Annotated in this window: 21 protein-coding genes; 13 read left to right on the forward strand and 8 right to left on the reverse strand. The window is 32.7% G+C overall.

The window, feature by feature from the left end:
• The first annotated feature begins 46 nt into the window (after window positions 1–46).
• Together OZP07_RS19015 and OZP07_RS19020 are read left to right on the forward strand one after the other, a co-directional pair.
• Window positions 47–679 (forward strand): class I SAM-dependent methyltransferase, encoded by a 633-nt coding sequence (locus OZP07_RS19015; protein ID WP_194641853.1) that lies wholly within the window; start codon window positions 47–49, stop codon window positions 677–679.
• Window positions 680–717: 38 nt separating this feature from the next.
• Complete coding sequence (locus OZP07_RS19020; protein WP_281636346.1) at window positions 718–1,077, forward strand: hypothetical protein; 360 nt, start codon at window positions 718–720, stop codon at window positions 1,075–1,077.
• A 119-nt stretch (window positions 1,078–1,196) separates the two neighbouring features.
• Here OZP07_RS19020 and OZP07_RS19025 read toward each other — a convergent pair whose 3' ends face one another.
• The 6 genes from OZP07_RS19025 to OZP07_RS19055 all read right to left on the reverse strand — a co-directional run bounded on the left by OZP07_RS19025 (window position 1,197) and on the right by OZP07_RS19055 (window position 5,947).
• Window positions 1,197–2,093: an IS982 family transposase gene (locus OZP07_RS19025; protein ID WP_281635207.1), complete on the reverse strand. Its 897-nt coding sequence runs from the start codon at window positions 2,091–2,093 to the stop codon at window positions 1,197–1,199.
• Window positions 2,094–2,468: 375 nt separating this feature from the next.
• Window positions 2,469–3,287, reverse strand: a complete 819-nt coding sequence (locus OZP07_RS19035; RefSeq protein WP_281636347.1) for an MOSC domain-containing protein — start codon at window positions 3,285–3,287, stop codon at window positions 2,469–2,471.
• 155 nt (window positions 3,288–3,442) lie between these two features.
• Window positions 3,443–3,778 (reverse strand): heavy metal-binding domain-containing protein, encoded by a 336-nt coding sequence (locus OZP07_RS19040; protein WP_281636348.1) that lies wholly within the window; start codon window positions 3,776–3,778, stop codon window positions 3,443–3,445.
• Between the two features lie 217 nt (window positions 3,779–3,995).
• Window positions 3,996–4,343, reverse strand: a complete 348-nt coding sequence (locus OZP07_RS19045; RefSeq protein ID WP_194641858.1) for a phage holin family protein — start codon at window positions 4,341–4,343, stop codon at window positions 3,996–3,998.
• A 46-nt stretch (window positions 4,344–4,389) separates the two neighbouring features.
• Window positions 4,390–5,151, reverse strand: a complete 762-nt coding sequence (locus OZP07_RS19050; protein ID WP_281636349.1) for an alpha/beta fold hydrolase — start codon at window positions 5,149–5,151, stop codon at window positions 4,390–4,392.
• Window positions 5,152–5,233: 82 nt separating this feature from the next.
• Window positions 5,234–5,947, reverse strand: coding sequence for a pyridoxine 5'-phosphate synthase (locus tag OZP07_RS19055; protein ID WP_281636350.1), 714 nt, complete (start codon window positions 5,945–5,947; stop codon window positions 5,234–5,236).
• A gap of 114 nt (window positions 5,948–6,061) precedes the next feature.
• Here OZP07_RS19055 and OZP07_RS19060 point away from each other — a divergent pair, with 114 nt between their 5' ends.
• The 8 genes from OZP07_RS19060 to murI all read left to right on the forward strand — a co-directional run bounded on the left by OZP07_RS19060 (window position 6,062) and on the right by murI (window position 14,436).
• Window positions 6,062–6,721, forward strand: a complete 660-nt coding sequence (locus tag OZP07_RS19060) for a CBS domain-containing protein (protein ID WP_281636351.1) — start codon at window positions 6,062–6,064, stop codon at window positions 6,719–6,721.
• 49 nt (window positions 6,722–6,770) lie between these two features.
• Complete coding sequence (locus OZP07_RS19065; protein ID WP_194641862.1) at window positions 6,771–7,655, forward strand: NAD kinase; 885 nt, start codon at window positions 6,771–6,773, stop codon at window positions 7,653–7,655.
• Window positions 7,656–7,805: 150 nt separating this feature from the next.
• Window positions 7,806–8,483, forward strand: coding sequence for a type IX secretion system protein PorG (porG, locus tag OZP07_RS19070; RefSeq protein ID WP_281636352.1), 678 nt, complete (start codon window positions 7,806–7,808; stop codon window positions 8,481–8,483).
• A gap of 6 nt (window positions 8,484–8,489) precedes the next feature.
• Entirely contained in the window at window positions 8,490–9,227 is a 738-nt protein-coding gene (uppS, locus tag OZP07_RS19075) for an undecaprenyl pyrophosphate synthase (protein ID WP_194641864.1), read from the forward strand.
• Window positions 9,160–11,901, forward strand: a complete 2,742-nt coding sequence (bamA, locus tag OZP07_RS19080) for an outer membrane protein assembly factor BamA (protein ID WP_281636353.1) — start codon at window positions 9,160–9,162, stop codon at window positions 11,899–11,901. The genes uppS and bamA overlap by 68 nt, the downstream gene beginning before the upstream one ends.
• A gap of 35 nt (window positions 11,902–11,936) precedes the next feature.
• Window positions 11,937–12,938, forward strand: coding sequence for an OmpH/Skp family outer membrane protein (locus OZP07_RS19085; RefSeq protein ID WP_281636354.1), 1,002 nt, complete (start codon window positions 11,937–11,939; stop codon window positions 12,936–12,938).
• Window positions 12,939–12,980: 42 nt separating this feature from the next.
• Entirely contained in the window at window positions 12,981–13,481 is a 501-nt protein-coding gene (locus tag OZP07_RS19090; protein ID WP_281636355.1) for an OmpH/Skp family outer membrane protein, read from the forward strand.
• Between the two features lie 178 nt (window positions 13,482–13,659).
• Window positions 13,660–14,436 (forward strand): glutamate racemase, encoded by a 777-nt coding sequence (gene murI, locus OZP07_RS19095; RefSeq protein WP_281636356.1) that lies wholly within the window; start codon window positions 13,660–13,662, stop codon window positions 14,434–14,436.
• 1 nt (window position 14,437) lies between these two features.
• Here murI and bamG read toward each other — a convergent pair whose 3' ends face one another.
• Window positions 14,438–15,676 carry a BamG family beta-barrel-assembly machinery protein gene (bamG, locus tag OZP07_RS19100; protein ID WP_281636357.1) on the reverse strand — a complete coding sequence of 413 codons (1,239 nt, stop codon included), beginning with the start codon at window positions 15,674–15,676 and terminating at the stop codon, window positions 14,438–14,440.
• Window positions 15,676–17,001: a DUF4270 family protein gene (locus OZP07_RS19105; RefSeq protein WP_194641934.1), complete on the reverse strand. Its 1,326-nt coding sequence runs from the start codon at window positions 16,999–17,001 to the stop codon at window positions 15,676–15,678. Before OZP07_RS19105 ends, bamG begins: the two co-directional genes overlap by 1 nt.
• 229 nt (window positions 17,002–17,230) lie before the next feature.
• Between OZP07_RS19105 and OZP07_RS19110 the strand changes: the two genes are divergently transcribed.
• Genes OZP07_RS19110 through OZP07_RS19120 form a run of 3 tightly spaced genes read left to right on the forward strand, consistent with a single transcriptional unit; the run spans window position 17,231 to window position 19,459 of the window.
• Complete coding sequence (locus OZP07_RS19110; protein WP_281636358.1) at window positions 17,231–18,094, forward strand: DUF6268 family outer membrane beta-barrel protein; 864 nt, start codon at window positions 17,231–17,233, stop codon at window positions 18,092–18,094.
• 17 nt (window positions 18,095–18,111) lie between these two features.
• On the forward strand, window positions 18,112–19,107 hold the full coding sequence (locus OZP07_RS19115) for a Kelch repeat-containing protein (RefSeq protein ID WP_281636359.1): 996 nt from the start codon (window positions 18,112–18,114) through the stop codon (window positions 19,105–19,107).
• Complete coding sequence (locus OZP07_RS19120; RefSeq protein WP_228520896.1) at window positions 19,091–19,459, forward strand: DUF4907 domain-containing protein; 369 nt, start codon at window positions 19,091–19,093, stop codon at window positions 19,457–19,459. Before OZP07_RS19115 ends, OZP07_RS19120 begins: the two co-directional genes overlap by 17 nt.
• Window positions 19,460–19,726 lie beyond the last annotated feature (267 nt).

Genomic DNA, 19,726 nt, shown 5'->3' on the forward strand with positions numbered 1-19,726 from the left:
CAAACCTATTAACAAAACATAGTACATTACAGAACGATACACTTAAATGGACAACTATAAAGAAACATTTGAAACCTGGAACAAAATTGCTTCACTATACGAAGAAAAGTTTATGAACTTAGATTTATATGACAAGACTTATGACTTTATATGTGATTCAATACTCAAAGAGAAAGCTGAAATATTAGAAATTGGCTGTGGTCCTGGGAATATTACAAAATATCTTTTATCCAAGCGACCCGACTTTAACATACACGGAATTGACATTGCGCCAAACATGATTGAACTTGCAAAAAAGAACAATCCAGCTGCAAGTTTCAGTGTAATGGATATTCGACATATAAGCGAGCTAATAGCAAAATATGACGGAATAATTTGTGGTTTTTGCTTGCCTTATTTATCACATAGCGATGGCAAAAAACTAATTCATGGCGCTACTCAATTACTGAACAACAATGGATTTTTATACATCAGTTTTGTTGAAGGCAACCCTGATAAATCAGACTTTCAAACTAGTAGTAGTGGCGACCGAAGTTATTTCTATTTCTATGAATTAGACCAGTTAAAAAAACAACTCCTCGACAATTCATTTGAAGATCTAACAGTATTTAAAGTAAAATATAAAAGACCAGAATCTAATGAAGAAACACATACTATATTAACTGCACGAAAAAAATAGTAATTTAGCATCGCAATAGATAATTCAAACTTTATAAATTGACAAAGTATTTAAAATATCTCATTTCACTCTTTATGGCTTTTGGCTTGATGGTGAATGACGGTATTTTACATTCTAAATCAAATTCTGCGGAGTATTATCAGGTTTCATATTTTAAGACTGGAAATGAATTTGATCCTAAGGATTCCAAATCCTACGTATTCCATCAGAAACATTCCCCTGAAAAGATTGCATTTTCGATTATTTCAGCATATCTAGAATTTCATGACATCCATAATCTTAAAACTCGGAATCTTCAAAAATTACAAAATTTACTTTATCAAAACATAAGCGCAGCTAAAGCGCAAATGACTTTTTTAAGCAAAGTCATTAATTCCAGCAACCACTTCTCTAATTAATTTATACATAGCGTAGAAATCCTTTCTAAGCATTTATGCAATTCCATGCATAACGATGATAAAAAATGTCTAATCATTTATCATTTACAAAATGTATAAACTTAATAACCTGAACTCGATTAATAAAATACAGCCAATTGGTTAGTTTTAATCGTTTCGTATTTCAAAGAAGGTTTTTTAGGCAGAAAATTATAAGCAATTATTCCAGCGATAAGATTTGACAAAAAGTTGGTAAATGAACGATGTCTAGAATGTTCAACTTGGCAAATATTTTTAAGTTCATCGTTAACCGTTTCTATTATTGAACGTTTACGGAGTAAAATTTTATCACTCATTTCCATCAAACTATTTTTCATATTATTTCGAATACTTGTAATTAATTGGATTCCATCAACAAATAATAATTGAGAGAGTTTCTCGCTTATATATCCTTTATCACCAAATAGTTTTCCGAAAATAGCATTCAAAAAGCCCTCATTTTTCAGTGGCTCTCTATCATCTACGTTGGCTTGAGTTACAGCAAAACTTAACAATTCTCCTTTGTCATTAATGATGATGTGGAGTTTAAACCCATGAAACCAGCCCATTGTAGATTTCCCTGTAGTGGCAATACCTTTAAAAACTTTGTTTCTACTGATTCGTTTGTTTTTACAAACTCTAATTGGTGTTGAGTCTACAAACGAAATGCCTGTGCAATTGCCTAAGCAACAGGTTTTGGCAAAAATTGTCATTGGCAAAAGAACACTTTGCATTAGTTCTAAAAAGCGATTATAAGAAACTGTATTAGGAAATTCATTTTGCATATGCTTTTGGACATAAAAAATGTAATAATGCTTGAAACAGCGAAAACCACTCAAATGAAAAAGTAAATAAATTGTAATTACTTCTGATTTTGACATAATCGAAGGACGTTTGGAAGGTTTTCCTAGCAGAAAAGACTGTGTGGTTTTATCAAAATCTTTGCAAAATTCATCAACAATAGAAAAAATATCTGTAATTTTATCAAAACAAATCATAAGGTAGAGTTTAGTTAAATATTTAATTGTCAGAAATTTAAATATACTAAATTTTACCTTTTTCTACAAAATTTTCAACCAAAATTATTAATCGAGTTCAGGTTAATAACAAAACTCATTTGGAGAAATCCAAACAGCCATCCCATTGGCTAAAAAGAAAATTCATAATGATTATTACCGCTTTCATGATTGGAATATCAAACGGTATGAACACAGGAGATAATATCATTCTTAAAAATCAAAACCAAACTGAACAACATAAAAAAGATTGATTTGAGTTTTAACCGCAAGGTCCGCAAAGAAAAAAAACGCAAAGTCCGCAAAACTTTGCGAACCTTGCGTAATACTTTACACTCTTTGCGGTTATTATCGTTATTATTTGCTCTTACTTAAAACCTTCACTTCATCACCAACCGAAACAATTCCTAATCCCAATCCAATGACATTTTGTCCAAACAATACTTTGTTTCCAAAATTTCTATATTGGGCTAATGTTTTCAAAGGATCTTTTCCTGAAACCACGCCTTTTTCCTGATCAACTGTGGTCATCACGCAACGGTCACAAGGCTTCACTCCAACAAAAGAAATATTGCCAATTTTAAATTCTCTCCAATTATCTTCTTCAAAAGCCTCTCCATTAGTAAAAACAAAATTGGGTCTGAATCGATTCATCGGAACTTTTGTTTCCAGTCTTCCATTCAAATCATCCAGCGAAGACTGCCCGATAATCAAAAAAGGATAAGCATCCGAGAAAGAAGTAATCTCATTGCCGGTAATTGAGTAATCTGGGTCTAATTTTCTTTCGCTGTCATCCGGCATATACATCAACCGTACCGGAAAACCCAATAGTTTTGTAAACCAATCAGAACTATCCTTACTAACTTCATATGCTTCGATAGTATCTTCCCAAACCGTTACTTCAATTTTTTCTTCTTTAGAGAAAACGGGACGAAGCTGCACATCAATCGATTCCGAAAGAACTCTTTGAGTAATTCTTAGAGAATCCCCAGCTATTTCAGGTTTAAAAAGTGCCAATTCTGGATATTCACGCTGCGATAAAAAACGGCCATCCGCATCGACTAAAAGCCAGCGTCTGTCCAGCTCCAAACCACGATCTGTAACATTTGATTCCTGCTGTTGAATTCCGCCTAACGATTTTACAGGATATACCCAGATTTCTGAAAGTTCCAGCATATTATTATTTTTTTCAAATCTACAAATTAAGAATATCTTTTGATTTATCACATCAAAATTTATTATGCCTGTCAAGCCAAACCTTAAAATCAAATTATGCTGCAAACAAAAAACAGCCTTATATTAAGGCTGTTGGGAAACTACTAATTTATGTTTTACTTTTTTTTATCTTCCTTTTTCTCAGTCATTGCCATTCCGCATTTTGGACATTTCCCAGGCTTATCTGATGCTGAACCGTCCATTGTGCAGACATATTTACTTTTTGCAGGCTGTTTTTCTTTTCCGGCTGTTTTATGTACAGTTTCTTTAGTGGCAACTAAATCCATGCCGCACTTACTGCATTTTCCTTTTTTGTCACTCATTTCTTTAGGATGCATTGGACAGGTAAACATCGTTTTTTGAACTTCTTTTTTTGGAGGTGCTGCCGTTTGGGCCGATACCGCAGTTCCCATAGCAAAGAATGCGGTTAATACAATAATTAATGTTTTCATGATTTCTATTTTTGATTATAAAATTATTAAATACTCACTATTTTTTCACCTAAAATTAATTCTTTTAACTGAACATTCTTTAATAAAAAAAGCATTTGGCATCTTAAAAAACCCAAATCCAGTTCATCTTTATATGAAGATTCAAACTATTTATTCTATTAAAATCGGAATAAAATACATTGTTTTTAACTTCCGATATAAACGATTGTCTAAAAAACTACTTTTTATCATTTCCAATAATAGAATAAGCAATAGATTGAGATAATGATAATATGATACTAAAAAACATAGCAACCCAAAATGAGTCTACTACAAATCCTCCTACTATCTTTGTACACAATAAAATAATCAAAGCATTTACCACCAATAAAAACAATCCTAAAGTTACTATTGTAAAAGGCAAAGTCAACAATACCATGATAGGCTTAATAAAAATATTAAGTAACCCCAAAACAACTGCCACCACCATTGCAGTAAACGGGCCAGCTACATGAACACCCGGTAAGAAATGAGCAATTCCAAAAACTAATCCTGCAGTAATAATTATTCTCAAAATTAAATTCATAGTTATATGTTTTAAAATTTTTATAAATGTAATAAATATTACTTCATTATTTTAAAAAAAGACTTACAAATTCATAAAAAATTTTAGGATTTTCTGCATGCAGCCAATGCCCAGCGTTTGGAATAGTAAATATTTTTGAATCTGGGAAATGGTTATGAATGCCATCAAAATCGCTGTCAAGTATATAATTGGAATTTCCTCCTCTGATAAAAAGCACTGGTTTTTCAAAAACCTGATCAGAAGCTAAGGCTTTGCCTATTTCATCAATTTTTTCATTAAAAACCTTTAAATTAAACCGGAAAGCAAGCTGTCCGGGTTCCTGCCAAAATAAACTTTTCATTAAAAACTGACGAGTTCCAAAATCTGGAATGTAATTTTTCATTATTTCTTCTACTTCATTACGGCTGGGCTTAACAGAAAAATCTACAGCATTCAATCCTGCCAAAATATCCTGATGATGCGGAGGATAAAATTTAGGTCCAATATCGGCAACTATTAATTTATCAACTAAATCTGGGTAAACTGCAGCCAGAAGCATTGCGGTTTTCCCCCCCATAGAATGACCAATCACATCAATCGATTCGAGAGCATTTTCTTGGCAATAAGCATAAACATCCTGAACCATGATTTCATAACTGAATTCGTCCGAATGAAAACTGCGCCCGTGATTGCGTAAATCTAATAAATGAACCTGAAAACCATCAGCAGCAAATTGAGTTCCTAACGTTTTCCAATTATCGGACATCCCTAAAAATCCGTGAATTATAAGTAAAGGCTTTCCTGAACCTTCTATTTTAGAGTAGAGCATTTTTATTTTAGATTGCAGATTTTAGATTTTAGACTGCAGAATTAAACTCTGCGTTCCGGAATCAAAAAACTAATTTTAAAAACTATTTCAACTTTTGCAGATACATATTAACCACATTATCCAATCCAAGGTAAAGCGCCTCGGCAATCAAAGCGTGACCAATTGAAACTTCCAATAATCCCGGAATATTTTGCTTAAAAAACTTAATATTATCCAAACTTAAATCGTGGCCAGCATTAATTCCTAAACCTAATTCGTTAGCCAAAATTGCCGATTTCACATAAGGATCAATTCCTTTTTCATTACCCAGACTGTATTGATGCGCAAAAGCTTCGGTATATAATTCAATCCTGTCGGTTCCTGTTTTTTTTGCTCCTTGGATCATTTCACTAATTGGATCAACAAAAATGGAAGTTCTAATCCCGTTTCTCTGAAATTCTTTGATAACTTCAGCTAAATACGATTGATTTTTTATGGTATCCCATCCAGCAGAAGATGTAATTGCTCCAATAGCATCTGGAACCAAGGTTACTTGATCTGGTTTACATTCTAAAACTAAATCGATAAAATTATGCTGCGGATTTCCTTCTATATTATATTCTGTAGTAACAATAGATTTTAAATCCCGTGCGTCCTGATAACGTATGTGACGTTCATCCGGACGTGGATGAATTGTTATGCCCTGACCGCCAAACTTCTGAATATCAGATGCTGTTTTAAGTAAATCAGGAACATTTCCACCACGGGCATTACGCAAAGTGGCAATTTTATTTATATTAACGCTAAGTTTTGTCATAGAAAAAGTATTAATCGAATGCATTATTATTTTGAAATCACAAAAATACAAAGTAAAAGGTAGCATATTTAGCTTATTTTTGATTATTTTGCATCGTTTATTGAGCGAAAATTTATGACTGATTTAAAAGATTACATTACGAACGACTACAAAGCAATTGACACCCAAGAAACTATTGGAGCGGTTCAGGATTTTTTTGACGGCTTAACCTTTTCGCATTTTCCAGTTATTGAAGAAGGAGTTTTCATTGGAAGCATTGCAGCCGATGATGTTGAAACCTTTGACAGTGATAAAAAAATCACTGATTACAGATATACTCTAGAACATTTTTTTGCAAGAGCAAATATGATCTGGCTGGATGTTTTGGAAGTTTTTGCAAAAAACCATGCTAATCTGGTTCCTATTCTAGATGAAAACAATAAATATATTGGGTATTATGAAATTAAAGATGTTATTAAATTTTTTCATGAAGCCCCTTTTTTAAAAGAACCAGGCGCTATTATTATTGTTAGTAAAAATGCTATAGACTATTCGATGAGTCAAATAACACAGATTGTAGAAAGCAACAATGGCAAACTTTTAGGACTGTTTATTTCTAATTCAGATGTAAATACTATCGAAATTACTCTTAAAATCAGCGTTGGTTCTTTGAACGAAATTATTCAGACTTTCAGAAGATATAATTACGATATCATTTCAGAGCATAACGAAGACAATTACATTAACAGCCTTAAAGAACGTTCGGATTATTTAGACAAATACCTGAATATGTAGTTATTGAATAAAAGCCCCCAAATCAATAACAATCAAAAAAATCAAAAAAATGAAAGTAGCTATCTATGGCCAATACTATTTGGTTAGCACAGAACCAATTATAAAAGACATTTTTGTATTTTTCAACAATAATAATGTAGAAATGGCTATTGAATCCGATTTCTTGAACATGCTGTATGAAAAAAAAATCATCGAAAAAGAGTATAAAACTTTTTCCTCTCATGATGTTTTAGATTCCAGTTTTGACATGCTGATCAGTATAGGAGGCGACGGCACGATGTTAAGAGCTGTAACACTGGTACGAAATTCCGGAATTCCAATATTAGGCATAAATGCCGGCAGATTAGGTTTTTTGGCAACGGTACAAAAGGAAAACATTGCCGCCTTCATGCAGATTGTTATTGATAAAAAGTATAAAATTTCCAAAAGAACCCTATTAAGCATATCCTATTCTCCAGACAATACAGCTATTGAAGGACTTAATTTTGCACTGAATGAAATATCAGTAAGCAGAAAAGACACAACTTCGATGATAACTATAGACACATATCTAAACGATGAGTTTCTAAATTCATACTGGGCGGACGGGCTAATTATTGCCACTCCAACAGGAACAACCGGCTACTCACTAAGCTGTGGCGGTCCAATTTTGACACCCGATGTAAAAAGTCTGGTAATTACACCAATTGCTCCACATAATTTAAATGCAAGACCACTGGTCGTTCCAGATACAACTGAAATCAGATTAAAAGTATCGGGAAGAGAAGAACAATACTTAGTTTCTTTGGATTCTAGAATTATGAGTGTCAAAAATGATTCTGTTCTGAGCATCAAAAAAACTGATTTTGAAATAAACATGGTAGAGATTCCAGGAGAAACATTCTTTAAAACATTAAGAACAAAACTCCTTTGGGGCGAAGATAGAAGAAATTAAAAAATCATATACTGAATAAATCATTTTATCGTTACAATTAAGAGATTCATACTTTAAATAAGAGATCTCGTCTAAAAAAAGACAGTATTCATCGGATGAATGTTGAATACTATTGATTATTATTATATTTGCAGGCAATTTATTAATTATATGAGGAAAATTTTCATTTCTTTTCTATGCTTTTTCATGATTAATTCCATTCATGCTCAAATACATGAAATAGGAATTTTTCTTGGAGGGAGTAATTATATAGGAGATGTAGGCTCAACAACTTATATTGCCCCAAATGAACCTGCTTTTGGCATTTTGTATAAATGGAACAGAAGCCCAAGGCACGCTTATAGATTTTCGTATACTCAGTCACAAATTTCAGGTGATGACAGTAACTCAAAAGAACCAGGCCGTTACAACAGAGGATACAGCTTTACAAATAACATAAAAGAATTAGCAGCTGGAATTGAATTTAATTTTTTTGATTTTAATTTGCATCAGGAAAGACCAAAATTTACTCCTTATGTATATACAGGTCTAAGCTATTTATTTTATGATGACCTATATATAGAATCAGGAAAAACAAAAAAAAACAGTTCAAAGGGTACAATTGCCATTCCAATAACCTTAGGTGTTAAAACTAATTTATCAAGAAGTTTTATTATAGGGCTGGAGACTGGAGCAAGATATTCATTTACAGACAATATAGATGGCAGTAATCCTAGTGACAGCGGTTTACCAAAATTTGGAAATTTAAATAATAATGACTGGTATGTTTTCTCAGGTATAACACTAACTTATACTTTTGGAGAAAAACCATGTTACTGTGCAGATTAAAAAAAGATGCTAAAAAACGAAATAAATACAGACAATATTCCCGGACACGTAGCCATTATCATGGACGGAAACGGTCGCTGGGCAAAACAGCAGGGATTCCTAAGAACAATTGGACACGAAAGCGGCTCAGAATCTTTAACAAAAATCATAGAAGAGTGCTCCAATTTAGGAGTCAGATACCTCACGTTATATACTTTTTCAACCGAAAATTGGAACAGACCAAAATATGAAGTAGAAGCTTTAATGAAAGTATTGGTACGATCATTAAAGAAAGAACTCAAATCAATGCTGGAAAATAACATTCGAATGAATGCTATTGGCAACATAGACAAACTGCCCGCTGCTGCTCAAAAAGTAATATCCGACTGTATTGAGCAGACCAAAGGAAATACAAAAATGACACTAACCCTTGCTCTAAGCTATGGATCTAGAGAAGAATTAACACATCTAATAAAAGAAATAAGCAATAAAGTTAAAAATAATATAATTTCAATAGACACTATTGACGATTCAATTATTAATGAGCATCTTTACACGCATAATTTACCTGATGTAGATTTATTAATAAGGACTGGTGGTGAACATAGAATAAGTAACTTTATGTTATGGCAGATAGCCTATTCAGAATTATATTTTACTGATGTGTTATGGCCTGATTTTAAGGAAGAAGATTTATATGGAGCTATCATTAGTTATCAAAAAAGAGAACGTCGATTTGGAAAAACAAGCGAACAAATTAAATAATTTTTTAGTGTTACATAAAAGCATAAAACTAGTCCTTACCTTTATAATATTAGGAACTTTCACTCAAATTAAAGCACAGGACAGGGTGCCTTTTGACCAAGGTAAAAAATACATACTGGGAGATGTAAAAGTTGTTGGAGACATAAGTTTCAACCCACAGACCGTTGTGACATTTGCCGGATTAGAGAAAGGACAGGAAATTACAATTCCTGGTGAACAAATCAGCAGTTCCATAAAAAAACTTGGAAAACTTGGTCTTTTTGACGAGATATCTTTTTATGTAAACAGAATAGAAAATGACAGCATTTTCCTTGACTTAAACATAAAAGAGCTGCCTAAAATAAATCAAGTAAAATTTGTTGGAGTATCAAAAAGCAAAACCGAAACTTTTATTAAGGATAATGGTCTTACAAATGGTAAAATTGTAACTGAAAATTTAATTACAACTACCAAAAATTACATTGAGAAAAAATACAAAAAAGATGGTTTTTTCAATACCAAAGTTCATATAACTACATCTAAAGACACCTTAAAGTCTAACGAGGTAAACATGCTCGTAAAAGTAGATGTTGGCGACAAAATAAAAATATATAAGATTGATTTTGAAGGAAACAAGGAAGTCCCGAGAAAAAAACTTTTAAGTTCAATGAAGAACACAAAAGTCAAAAACTCCATCAACTTTTTAAAGAGATCAAAATATATTGAGGACAAATACCAAGAAGACTTGGAAAAAATAGTCAACAACTATAAAAAAATTGGATATCGCGATGCCCGTATTGTAAGCGACTCTGTTGCATATAATGAAGAAAAAAATGCAATTTATATTAAAATAAAAGTTGAAGAAGGACTTAAATACTATTTTGGTAATATTAAGTTCATTGGTAATACAGTATATTCAGACGAAGGCTTAAGAAGCATGCTTGGTATTAATACAGGAGACGTATATAACGGGGTACTATTACAGGAAAGAATTGCTGACAAATCTAAACCAGATGGTGATGATATAACCAATTTATACCAAAACAATGGATATTTATTCTCAAACATTAATGCGGTAGAAACTAAAACAGTAGATAATAAAATTGATTTTGAAATTCGTATTACCGAAGGACCAATTGCTTATTTCAATAAAATTACTGTAGTAGGAAATGATAAGACAAACGACGAAGTTATTTATCGTGAGTTAAGAACAGTACCTGGAGAAAAATATAACAAAGGAGAATTAGTAAGAACTATTAGAGAGATTGGTCAATTAGGCTTTTTTGACCCTGAAAAAATAGAACCAAAATTCAAAAATGTTGATTCTGGAGCTGGAACTGTAGATATTGAATACAATGTTGTAGAAAAAGGAGCCAGCCAGATAGAACTCCAAGGGGGATATGGCGGAGGTGGTTTCGTAGGAACTCTTGGGTTATCATTCAATAACTTTTCGGCAAAAAATCTGTTTAATAAAGATGCTTACCGCCCTCTTCCAATGGGAGACGGTCAAAAGGTAGCATTGCGTTTACAGGCAAGTTCGTATTACAAGACTTATAGTTTATCTTTTTCAGAACCTTGGTTTGGAGGAAAAAAACCTGTTTCATTTAGTACTTCATTTGCTTTTAGCCAGCAGTACAGCTCTAACTATCAAACACAGAGAATTGACAAATCAAAATACATTAACATTATGTCATTATCCGTAGGTATGGCAAAAAGACTGACTGTTCCAGATAACTATTTTACCCTATCTCAATCGGTAAGGTTCCAGCAATACGATCTGCATAATTACTATTACGGCTTATTTACCTTTGCAAACGGAAGTTCAAAGAATCTATCATACAATATAGGGTTAACACGTAACAGCAAAGGACTCAATCCAATATTCCCAACTTATGGTTCGGAATTCTCAATAACTGGTGAATTCACTCTTCCATATTCGCTTTTCAATGGAATCGATTATGCGACATTAGGACAACAAGAGAAATATAAATATAAATATGCTGGAACATCATACGTAGACAACAATGACAGAGTTGTTTCTACTGGTGATTACTTAGACAAACTGCCTTCCTCAGGAACTGTCGCAAATAAAGTAGATAATTATCAAGATGCTGTTGCTGATCCTGGAAAAGTAGATCAGGAAAAATACAAATGGCTTGAATACTATAAAGTACAGTTTACAGGTGACTGGTACACCTCTTTATATAAAAAATTAGTATTACGCAGTTTAGTTCAATTTGGATTTTTGGGAGCATATAATCAGGATCGAGGAATGATTCCTTTTGAAAGATACTATCTAGGAGGAGACGGTATGGCTGGAAGTTCTATAGACGGAAGACAAAATATAGGATTAAGAGGGTATGAAAATGGATCTTTGACGCCTGCCAATTCAAATGGAGATTCCTATGGAGCGACCATTTATAATAAATTTTCATTAGAGCTGCGTTATCCAATTACATTAAAACAATCTGCCTCTATCTACGCCTTAACTTTTGCAGAAGCTGGTCAGGCATATGCTAATTTATCTGATTATCAGCCTTTCAATTTAAATCGTTCTACAGGAGTTGGGTTAAGAGTATTTATGCCAGCGTTTGGTTTATTAGGAATTGATTTTGGTTATGGTTATGATGCTGTTCCTGGACAGATAAAACCAAGCGGATGGCAAACACATTTCATAATAGGACAACAGTTTTAAGTGAATTTGGTTTAAAATTTCTAAAATTAAAAATTATGAGAAAAGAATTTTTATTTATAATTTTATCCGCAATTGTTTCAACAGCAATTAATGCGCAGACCAGAGGAAATAAAGTAGGCTACATTGATATGGAATACATATTACAGAATGTACCAAACTATATCGAAGCCAAAGCTCAATTAGAACAAAAGGCTCAAAAATGGAAGCAGGAAATTGAAACAAAAAAATTAGAAATTAATAAACTTAATGAAGCTCTAAAAGCAGAAAAACCTTTATTAACGGCTGAATTGATAGAAGAAAGAGAAACCGAAATAAAGTTTCTTGAAACCGAAAAACTAGATTACCAGCAAAAAAGATTTGGTCCAAACGGAGATTTGATAATCCAGAAAGCAGGTTTAGTAAAACCCATACAAGATCAAGTCTTCACTGCGGTTCAAGATATTGCTGAGGCAAAAAAGTACGACTTTATATTTGATAAATCTTCACATCTAACTATCCTTTTCGCAGCAAAAAGATTTGACATTAGTGATCAGGTAATCCGAATATTAAACAGAACTGAAAAAAGAGAACAATTAACTAAAAAACAGCTCAAAGAAGAACAGCTCAAAGAAGAAAAAGAAGATGCTATAGATGAAAACCCTGAACTGGCTGCAAGAGAAAAAGTGATATTAGACAAACAGGCTGCACGAGAGAAACTGGTTGCCGATAAAAAAGCAGCACAAGAAGAAGCTAAAAAAAAATACGAAGAAAAAAGGAAATTACTGTTAGCTGAAAAAGAAGCCAAAAAAAATGGCACAGTTGTTGCGCCATCAAACACTGATACAAAAACTACAGATCCATCTGTAAGTACAGAAACAGCTAAAACAGGAACTGAAGAAGTCAAACCAAGTGCGCAGGAAGAACGCAAAAAAGCATTAGAAGAAAAAAGAAAAAAAATACTAGAAGAAAGAGAAGCAAACAGAAAAGCGCTCGAAGAAAAGAGATTAAAAGAAATAGAAGAGAAAGAAGCGCTTAAAAAAGCGAATGAAGTAAAATAAAAAAGAAATAATAAATACTAATTAATTACTAAATTTAAAACAATGAAACAATTCAAAACTTTACTAATTGCTGCAATACTATTTATAGGGGCTACACAAATTACAAAAGCTCAAACAAAAGTGGCTCATGTTGATGTAAATGAAATTATGGGAAAAATGCCGGCTATATTAGATGCTCAAAAGCAATTACAAACGTTAGGTACTACTTATGATGCTGATTACAAAAAAATGGTTGAAGAATACCAAGCAAAATTAAAAAAATACGAAGAAGAATCTACAAAAGTTACTGAGGCTGTAAATCAAGAACGTCAAAAAGAAGTTCAAGATATGCAAAAAAGAATAGTTGACTTTAGAGACAACGCTCAAAAAGAATTACAAAATAAAGAAAGTGAAATCATGAAACCAATTATGGAAAAAGTGAAAGCTTCTATCCAAAAAGTTGGTAAAGCAAAAGGATTCCAGTATGTACTTGACAGCACTAATCTTTTACTTGCAGACGGAACAAATATTACTGTTGACGTAAAAAAAGATTTAGGTTTTTAATCTAAAAAAAGATTTAAAAACTGCTCACACTAAACTATTTTAGAGTGAGCAGTTTTTTTTATGGTCTAAAATGCAGTATATTTATTCTACTGAATTTCACTTTAGACAGTAAACAATTATCAATAAACAATTTCTAAAAAACAGCTGTAAATAACGCTCTATTTTTAAATCTAAAAGCATGACAAACAATAACCCTATTGGTGTTTTTGACTCAGGAATTGGAGGAACATCTATCTGGAAAGCCATTCATGAATTACTGCCTAACGAACAAACCATTTATCTTGCAGACAGCAAAAATGCTCCTTACGGACAAAAATCAAAAAATGAGATCATTGCATTAAGCATGAAAAACACTGATTTATTGATAGAAATGGGATGTAAATTAATTGTTGTTGCGTGCAATACAGCCACTACAAATGCAATTCAGGAATTAAGAGCAAAATACAGCATTCCGTTTATTGGCATTGAACCAGCCATAAAACCTGCAGCAACTAACTCCAGAACACAGACAATAGGAATACTAGCCACAAAAGGAACACTTAACAGCGAACTTTTTAATAAAACAACAGAGAAATACCAGGACACTAAAATTATCGAACAAATAGGCCATGGTTTAGTCCAACTGATAGAAGACGGTAAAATCGATTCTCCAGAAATGACAGAATTACTTCATTCCTATCTTACCCCAATGATTAAAGAAAACATTGATTATCTCGTATTAGGCTGCAGTCATTATCCGTATTTAATACCTCAGATAAAAAAAATTCTTCCAGAACACATTCACATCATTGATTCGGGGCAGGCTGTTGCCAGACAAACCCAAAAAATCCTCAGTGATAAAGTTGGTTTCTCAGCTGCGGAAAAAAGTGAGCCTGTTTTTTACACAAACACAAGCCCAAAAGTTCTGACCGAAATTCTAGAAAACAAATACAAAGTTGAAAAAAAAGATTTCTAAACTAGTCCAGCTTTTTTCTAACAAACCAGATACCGTCTAAATTAAGGTTCAGTGTCAGTTTATGATAATTTTCCTGTATCAGTGAATTAGTTATCTGCCCTTTACTTCCATAAGTATAGGAAATGAATAAAGCTGATGATAAATGATCCAATGGGAAAGAAGCGCCAATAGAAAAATTCTTATCTTCAATTTTATTATTACTTACAACCAAATAACCTGTATCATAGTGAGCTCCTGCAACAAACTTTATTCTGTCAAAATAGTTTCTGGATGTTTTTGCTTTTAAATATGAAAAACCCAATGAAAATTTTTCCTGATCGGAAAAATTACCATACATATCGGATTGATTCGTAGCGCTCCAGAAACTTTTTTCATAGTCAAAAGCCACATTAAATTTATTCTTGAATGATTTATTAACTCCGAATCCAATATCCAAAGGCAAATAAAAATCATCCGTATCTGACAGCTGATCTGTTTCAATATCTGAAGTCCCAGAATCATTCACAACACTAACTGATTGAGTTTTGGCAGCATTTACTCTTGCTGGTGATTTTACATTTAATCCCAAAGTCAATGATGGATTCATTTTGAACTGCGAGCTTAAAGCAGGCCGAATACCACCATAACTTATCTTGTTATCAATATTTGTAACCGAATTATTAATGATATAACTTCTTTTATCTGTAGTATTCCCAAAAAGAACCGAAGCAGAAAAACCGAATGATAATTTATTACTCAATTTGTAAGCATATGCTAAATCTAAATTATTCAGACCTCCTGTTCCCAATACATCCAAATAATAATATTCACTGCTGCCGTCAATTATCGGGATTTTTAATCCAGAAATCTTAAAAGAAGAACTGGAATACGGCATCATTGCTATGCTAAAAGCAGATTTACTAGTAATTGGAAAAGCAAAAGCAAAATGTGAAAACTGAGAATTATTTCTGTTTTCTTTTTTGAGATTATTTTCAAAAGACGATTGAAGTCCAGTACCGCCGATTTCAAAAAAGAAATTATTGGCAGGAAGATTAATTAAAGATGCAGCATTTTTATTATTGATAAAACCATCAGAAGGCAAAGCTATTCCCGCTGTGCCCAATCCTGCAGTTAATCCAAAATTACTTTCATACATACTGCCTAATCCAAAAAGGGAATATGGAGATGTTGCAATACTTTGGGAATAAGACCAAAAAGAAGCAAAAAAAGCTAAAACTAGAAACGATCCACTTTTTTTCATTAATATGTTATATAATAAATTTGTAATTTAATTTTACTCTCCTTGTTTGTCTGATCGCCCAGAGCAACCCTCCCGACAACTTTAGATAAAGCTGGCAGAGTAAAAAGCAGCCCGCTTTTAGAATCCGACTCTTTTAGCATTTCTTTTTGTAAAAAAGAACCAAGAGAAAATTGATAGCCAACGTTCTCGTCAAATTCATCATTATCAGTATTCAGAGTTGCGACTACAGTTTCGCCGCTGGAATTTGTAAGAACTGACTTTGTCCGATTTAATTTATCAACCACATAAATACTAAGGGTTTTAGGCAGCGGAAACATTTCGGAATACGAATTTTTAACAGGCTTAAGCATTAGTTTTGCATCAACAATAGCTCCTTTCTCCGAGATATATTTTAATTGTTTTATGTTAGGAAAATCAATTCTGCACGCTATTCCTGTGCCCGACTGAATGAATCCACTGTTGCCGGTATATATACTGGACAAATTCATTTTGGACAAAGGCAAATCCTGAATTAAGGTTCCAGTTCTATCAGATGAAACAGCATTAAACTGCTTAGCTGCATCAGATATTGTAAAATCCATTACATAATCATCTCCAGTCTCTCCTTTTTTCCCTTTAGAATAATACAGACGAAGTACACTGGACATATTAAATCCAATTATACTAGAAGATGAAGCAGAAGTCGATTTTAACACAAATCCTTTTAAATACTCTGTAAAATCTGTTGAGTTTTCTATTTCATTATTCTTAAACTTATTAAAAAGTTCCGTTCCAAATTCATTGCTCAGCTTTATATTGATACTGTCTTTGCCTATGGGCTTGGGACGATAAGTAATCGTTCCTAAACTAGTCTCATTATAAGCGAGACTGGAACTGTTATAAAAACTATTATCATTAACATTGGGCTTAAAATTCTTCAATACCCGATGAATATTCAGCGTTTGAACCTTTGTCGTATCAGCATAATAGTAATCGTCATATCTCATGATCATTGCTATGGAATCGAAAACATATCCCGTAGCATCAGTATCTGAACTTTGACTAATGAGACTAAAAGAATTTGCCGAAACCTGGAAATAACTATCTGACTTTATTTTTCCAAAAAGCGGATCATCATAATTCCCTACTAAAATTCTGCTTTCACTTGAAGTAACCAAAGAATCCATTTTAATAGTAGAAACATCTATAGTAAGAGTGTCTATAGAAATCACTTTATTCTTTATCGCTAAATAATCTGCTCCAACAACAAAATCGCCTTGATCTGCATCAGAGTCACAAGAAACAATGAACAAAGCCGAAAAAATTAAAAACAAGAACTTGTACATATCTATTTTTTGAGCAAATATATAAGCCCCCATTCCAGCAGTCCTAATAACATATACCAGCCCCGAAAAACTATCTATAAAAACAAAAAATCAGTCTACATACTGCAAATCTGCCCAAAATAGAGGTTCAGCCCATATAATAGCCAATTTGTCTATAAAATGAAGCCATGCATATATATTCTTTTTTATTAATTAACAACACAGCTACTTTTGAACCAATAATTAAATAATGAGAATACACAACTTTATTACGATTCTAATTCTAACTCCGCTGTTTAGTGCTTATGCGCAAAATGGATATATTCTTGAATTTAATACCAAAACTGAACCAATAGATAATGGCTCAATAAAACAAACTGAAATTGGAATGCAGTTTTTTAAAGACATCAGCGCTGCAACTAAATTGACAAATACTTTTAAATACAAGAGCACAACAATTACTGACGAAATAGAAACCTATCTATTAGCAGACTATAACACTAATTACAGCAATACTCATTTTAATAGTTTTAGCAATGCTTTTGAATTTTCACATCAATTTTCAAAAAAAACAAAATTGAATTTAAGCTTCGAGCCTACTGTTAACTTTCAGAATAGTATCAGCATTACCGATGCAACAATTTTGGGAGGCGCTGAAATTAGTCAGACAATAAGCAACAGCAGCAGTATTGATTTGGGAATAAAAAGAATGACTGTTTTTGGGAAACCTCAACTACTGCCAACATTTGCTTTTAATCATCAATTCAACAAGGACGTTTCATTAAAATTAGGTTTTCCAAATACAGCATTATCCTATTCTAGTTCAATTCGTGATTCGTTTAGTTTAAGAAATGACTTTAGCGGAAGCGTTTACAACCTGAATCCTAACCTAATTTCAGATGATAAAACAAGTATGGCTAGAGCTGGATTTTCACAGATGGAAACCACACTTCAATATGAAAGAAACATAGACACTTCTTGGTTTGTTAATTTCAAAGGAGGGTATTCGACAAACAAAGAATTTAAATTTTCGGATGAAAATAAAACAGCTGAAATAAATCAGACTTTAAAAAACGGAGGCGTTTTTTCTATAAGCATTAAATACAAACTTTAATAAACACCATGCACATTATGAAACATTTAAAAAAAGGTATATTTATTACCACATTACTTATCAGCTTAATTTTCATTGGATGCAGTAATGATGATGATGAAGAAACACTAGGAAACTGGGTGAAAAAATCAGCATTTGACGGTCCAGCCCGATCAAGTGCAACCAGCTTTGTCATTGGCACTTTTGCTTATGTAACGACTGGTTATACAGGAGATGAATATCTAAAAGATTTATGGGCTTACAATTCTACTGGCGATTATTGGGAACAAAAAGCAGATTTTACAGGTATTGCCAGAAGCTCTGCAAGCGGATTTGAATTAAACGGAAAAGGATATATTGGTCTTGGTTATGATGGAACTAATAAATTAAAAGATTTTTACCAATACAATCCAGACACAAATACCTGGACTCAAAAAGCAGATTTTGGAGGAACAGCACGTTATAGTGCTGTAGGTTTTCAAGTGGGCGGTAAAGCTTATTTTGGAACTGGATATGACGGTAATTATTTAAAAGATTTTTACCAATATAACGACACTGATAATACCTGGACGCAGGTAAATGGATTTAGCGGTAACAAAAGAAGAAATGCTACTGTATTTGTAATTAATGACATTGCCTATTTAGGAACAGGAATAAACAGCGGTGTCAATCAAGTGGATTTTTGGGCATTCGATCCTAGTACAGATGTATGGACCAGAAAAAGAGATCTTGATGATGATGAGAGCGATCACGACACTTATTCGATTACAAGAGCCAATGCGTCTAGCTTTACTATAGACGGATTAGGTTATATTGCCTGCGGATCAAGCGGCAATACTATCTGGGAGTACAATCCTAAAACTGATATTTGGACAACCAAAACTGCACTTGAAGGATCAGGAAGATCAGATGCTGTAGGAATTACAATAGATGGACAAAGAGGCTTCATTGCCTTAGGAAAATCAGGAACTTCTTATTTTGACGATGTATGGGAATTTAAACCAAAAGAAGAGCAAAATGACGATGATAATTAATAATTGTAACGACAAATTCTTCTGGAAAAAATCCCAGAAGAATTTGTCATATATTTTAAATTTTAGTCTGATTATCTTTATAATTGGACTGCTGCTGTTTATTTTCTGCAGAAAAGAACAGAGATTAGAAATTCAATCCATAAAAACGGTTAACGGCTGGGGCTACCAAATTACCAATAATAGTAAAATAATTATAAAACAGTCAATTATACCTGTAATTAGTGAGTCCAAAAGTTTTGAAACTGAAAAAGAAGCTTTAGCTGTGGGAGAATTGGTACTAGAAAAATTGAACTCTAACAATTCCCCTACCATTACAAAAAATGATTTAATTTTATTAAAAATAAAATTGTAGATGAACTTCGTGTCAATAAAAAATAGCGGCTCCAATAAAATACTGATACATAGTGCCATTTGGTGTTTTTTTATCAGTACCTCACTTATTCAGTTTTATGAAAGTCCTAGTCACATTAATACCGATTTCTTCATTCAATGGTTTACTGGAATAGCCCTATTTTATCTTAATTACACATATCTTGTAACTAATTTTCTTTTACAAAAAAAATACGTTTATTATATCTGTATAATATTGGTACTGATTGTCGCTTTCATGCTTATCAGA

This window comes from Flavobacterium marginilacus, assembly GCF_026870155.1.
Taxonomy (GTDB): Bacteria; Bacteroidota; Bacteroidia; order Flavobacteriales; family Flavobacteriaceae; genus Flavobacterium; species Flavobacterium marginilacus.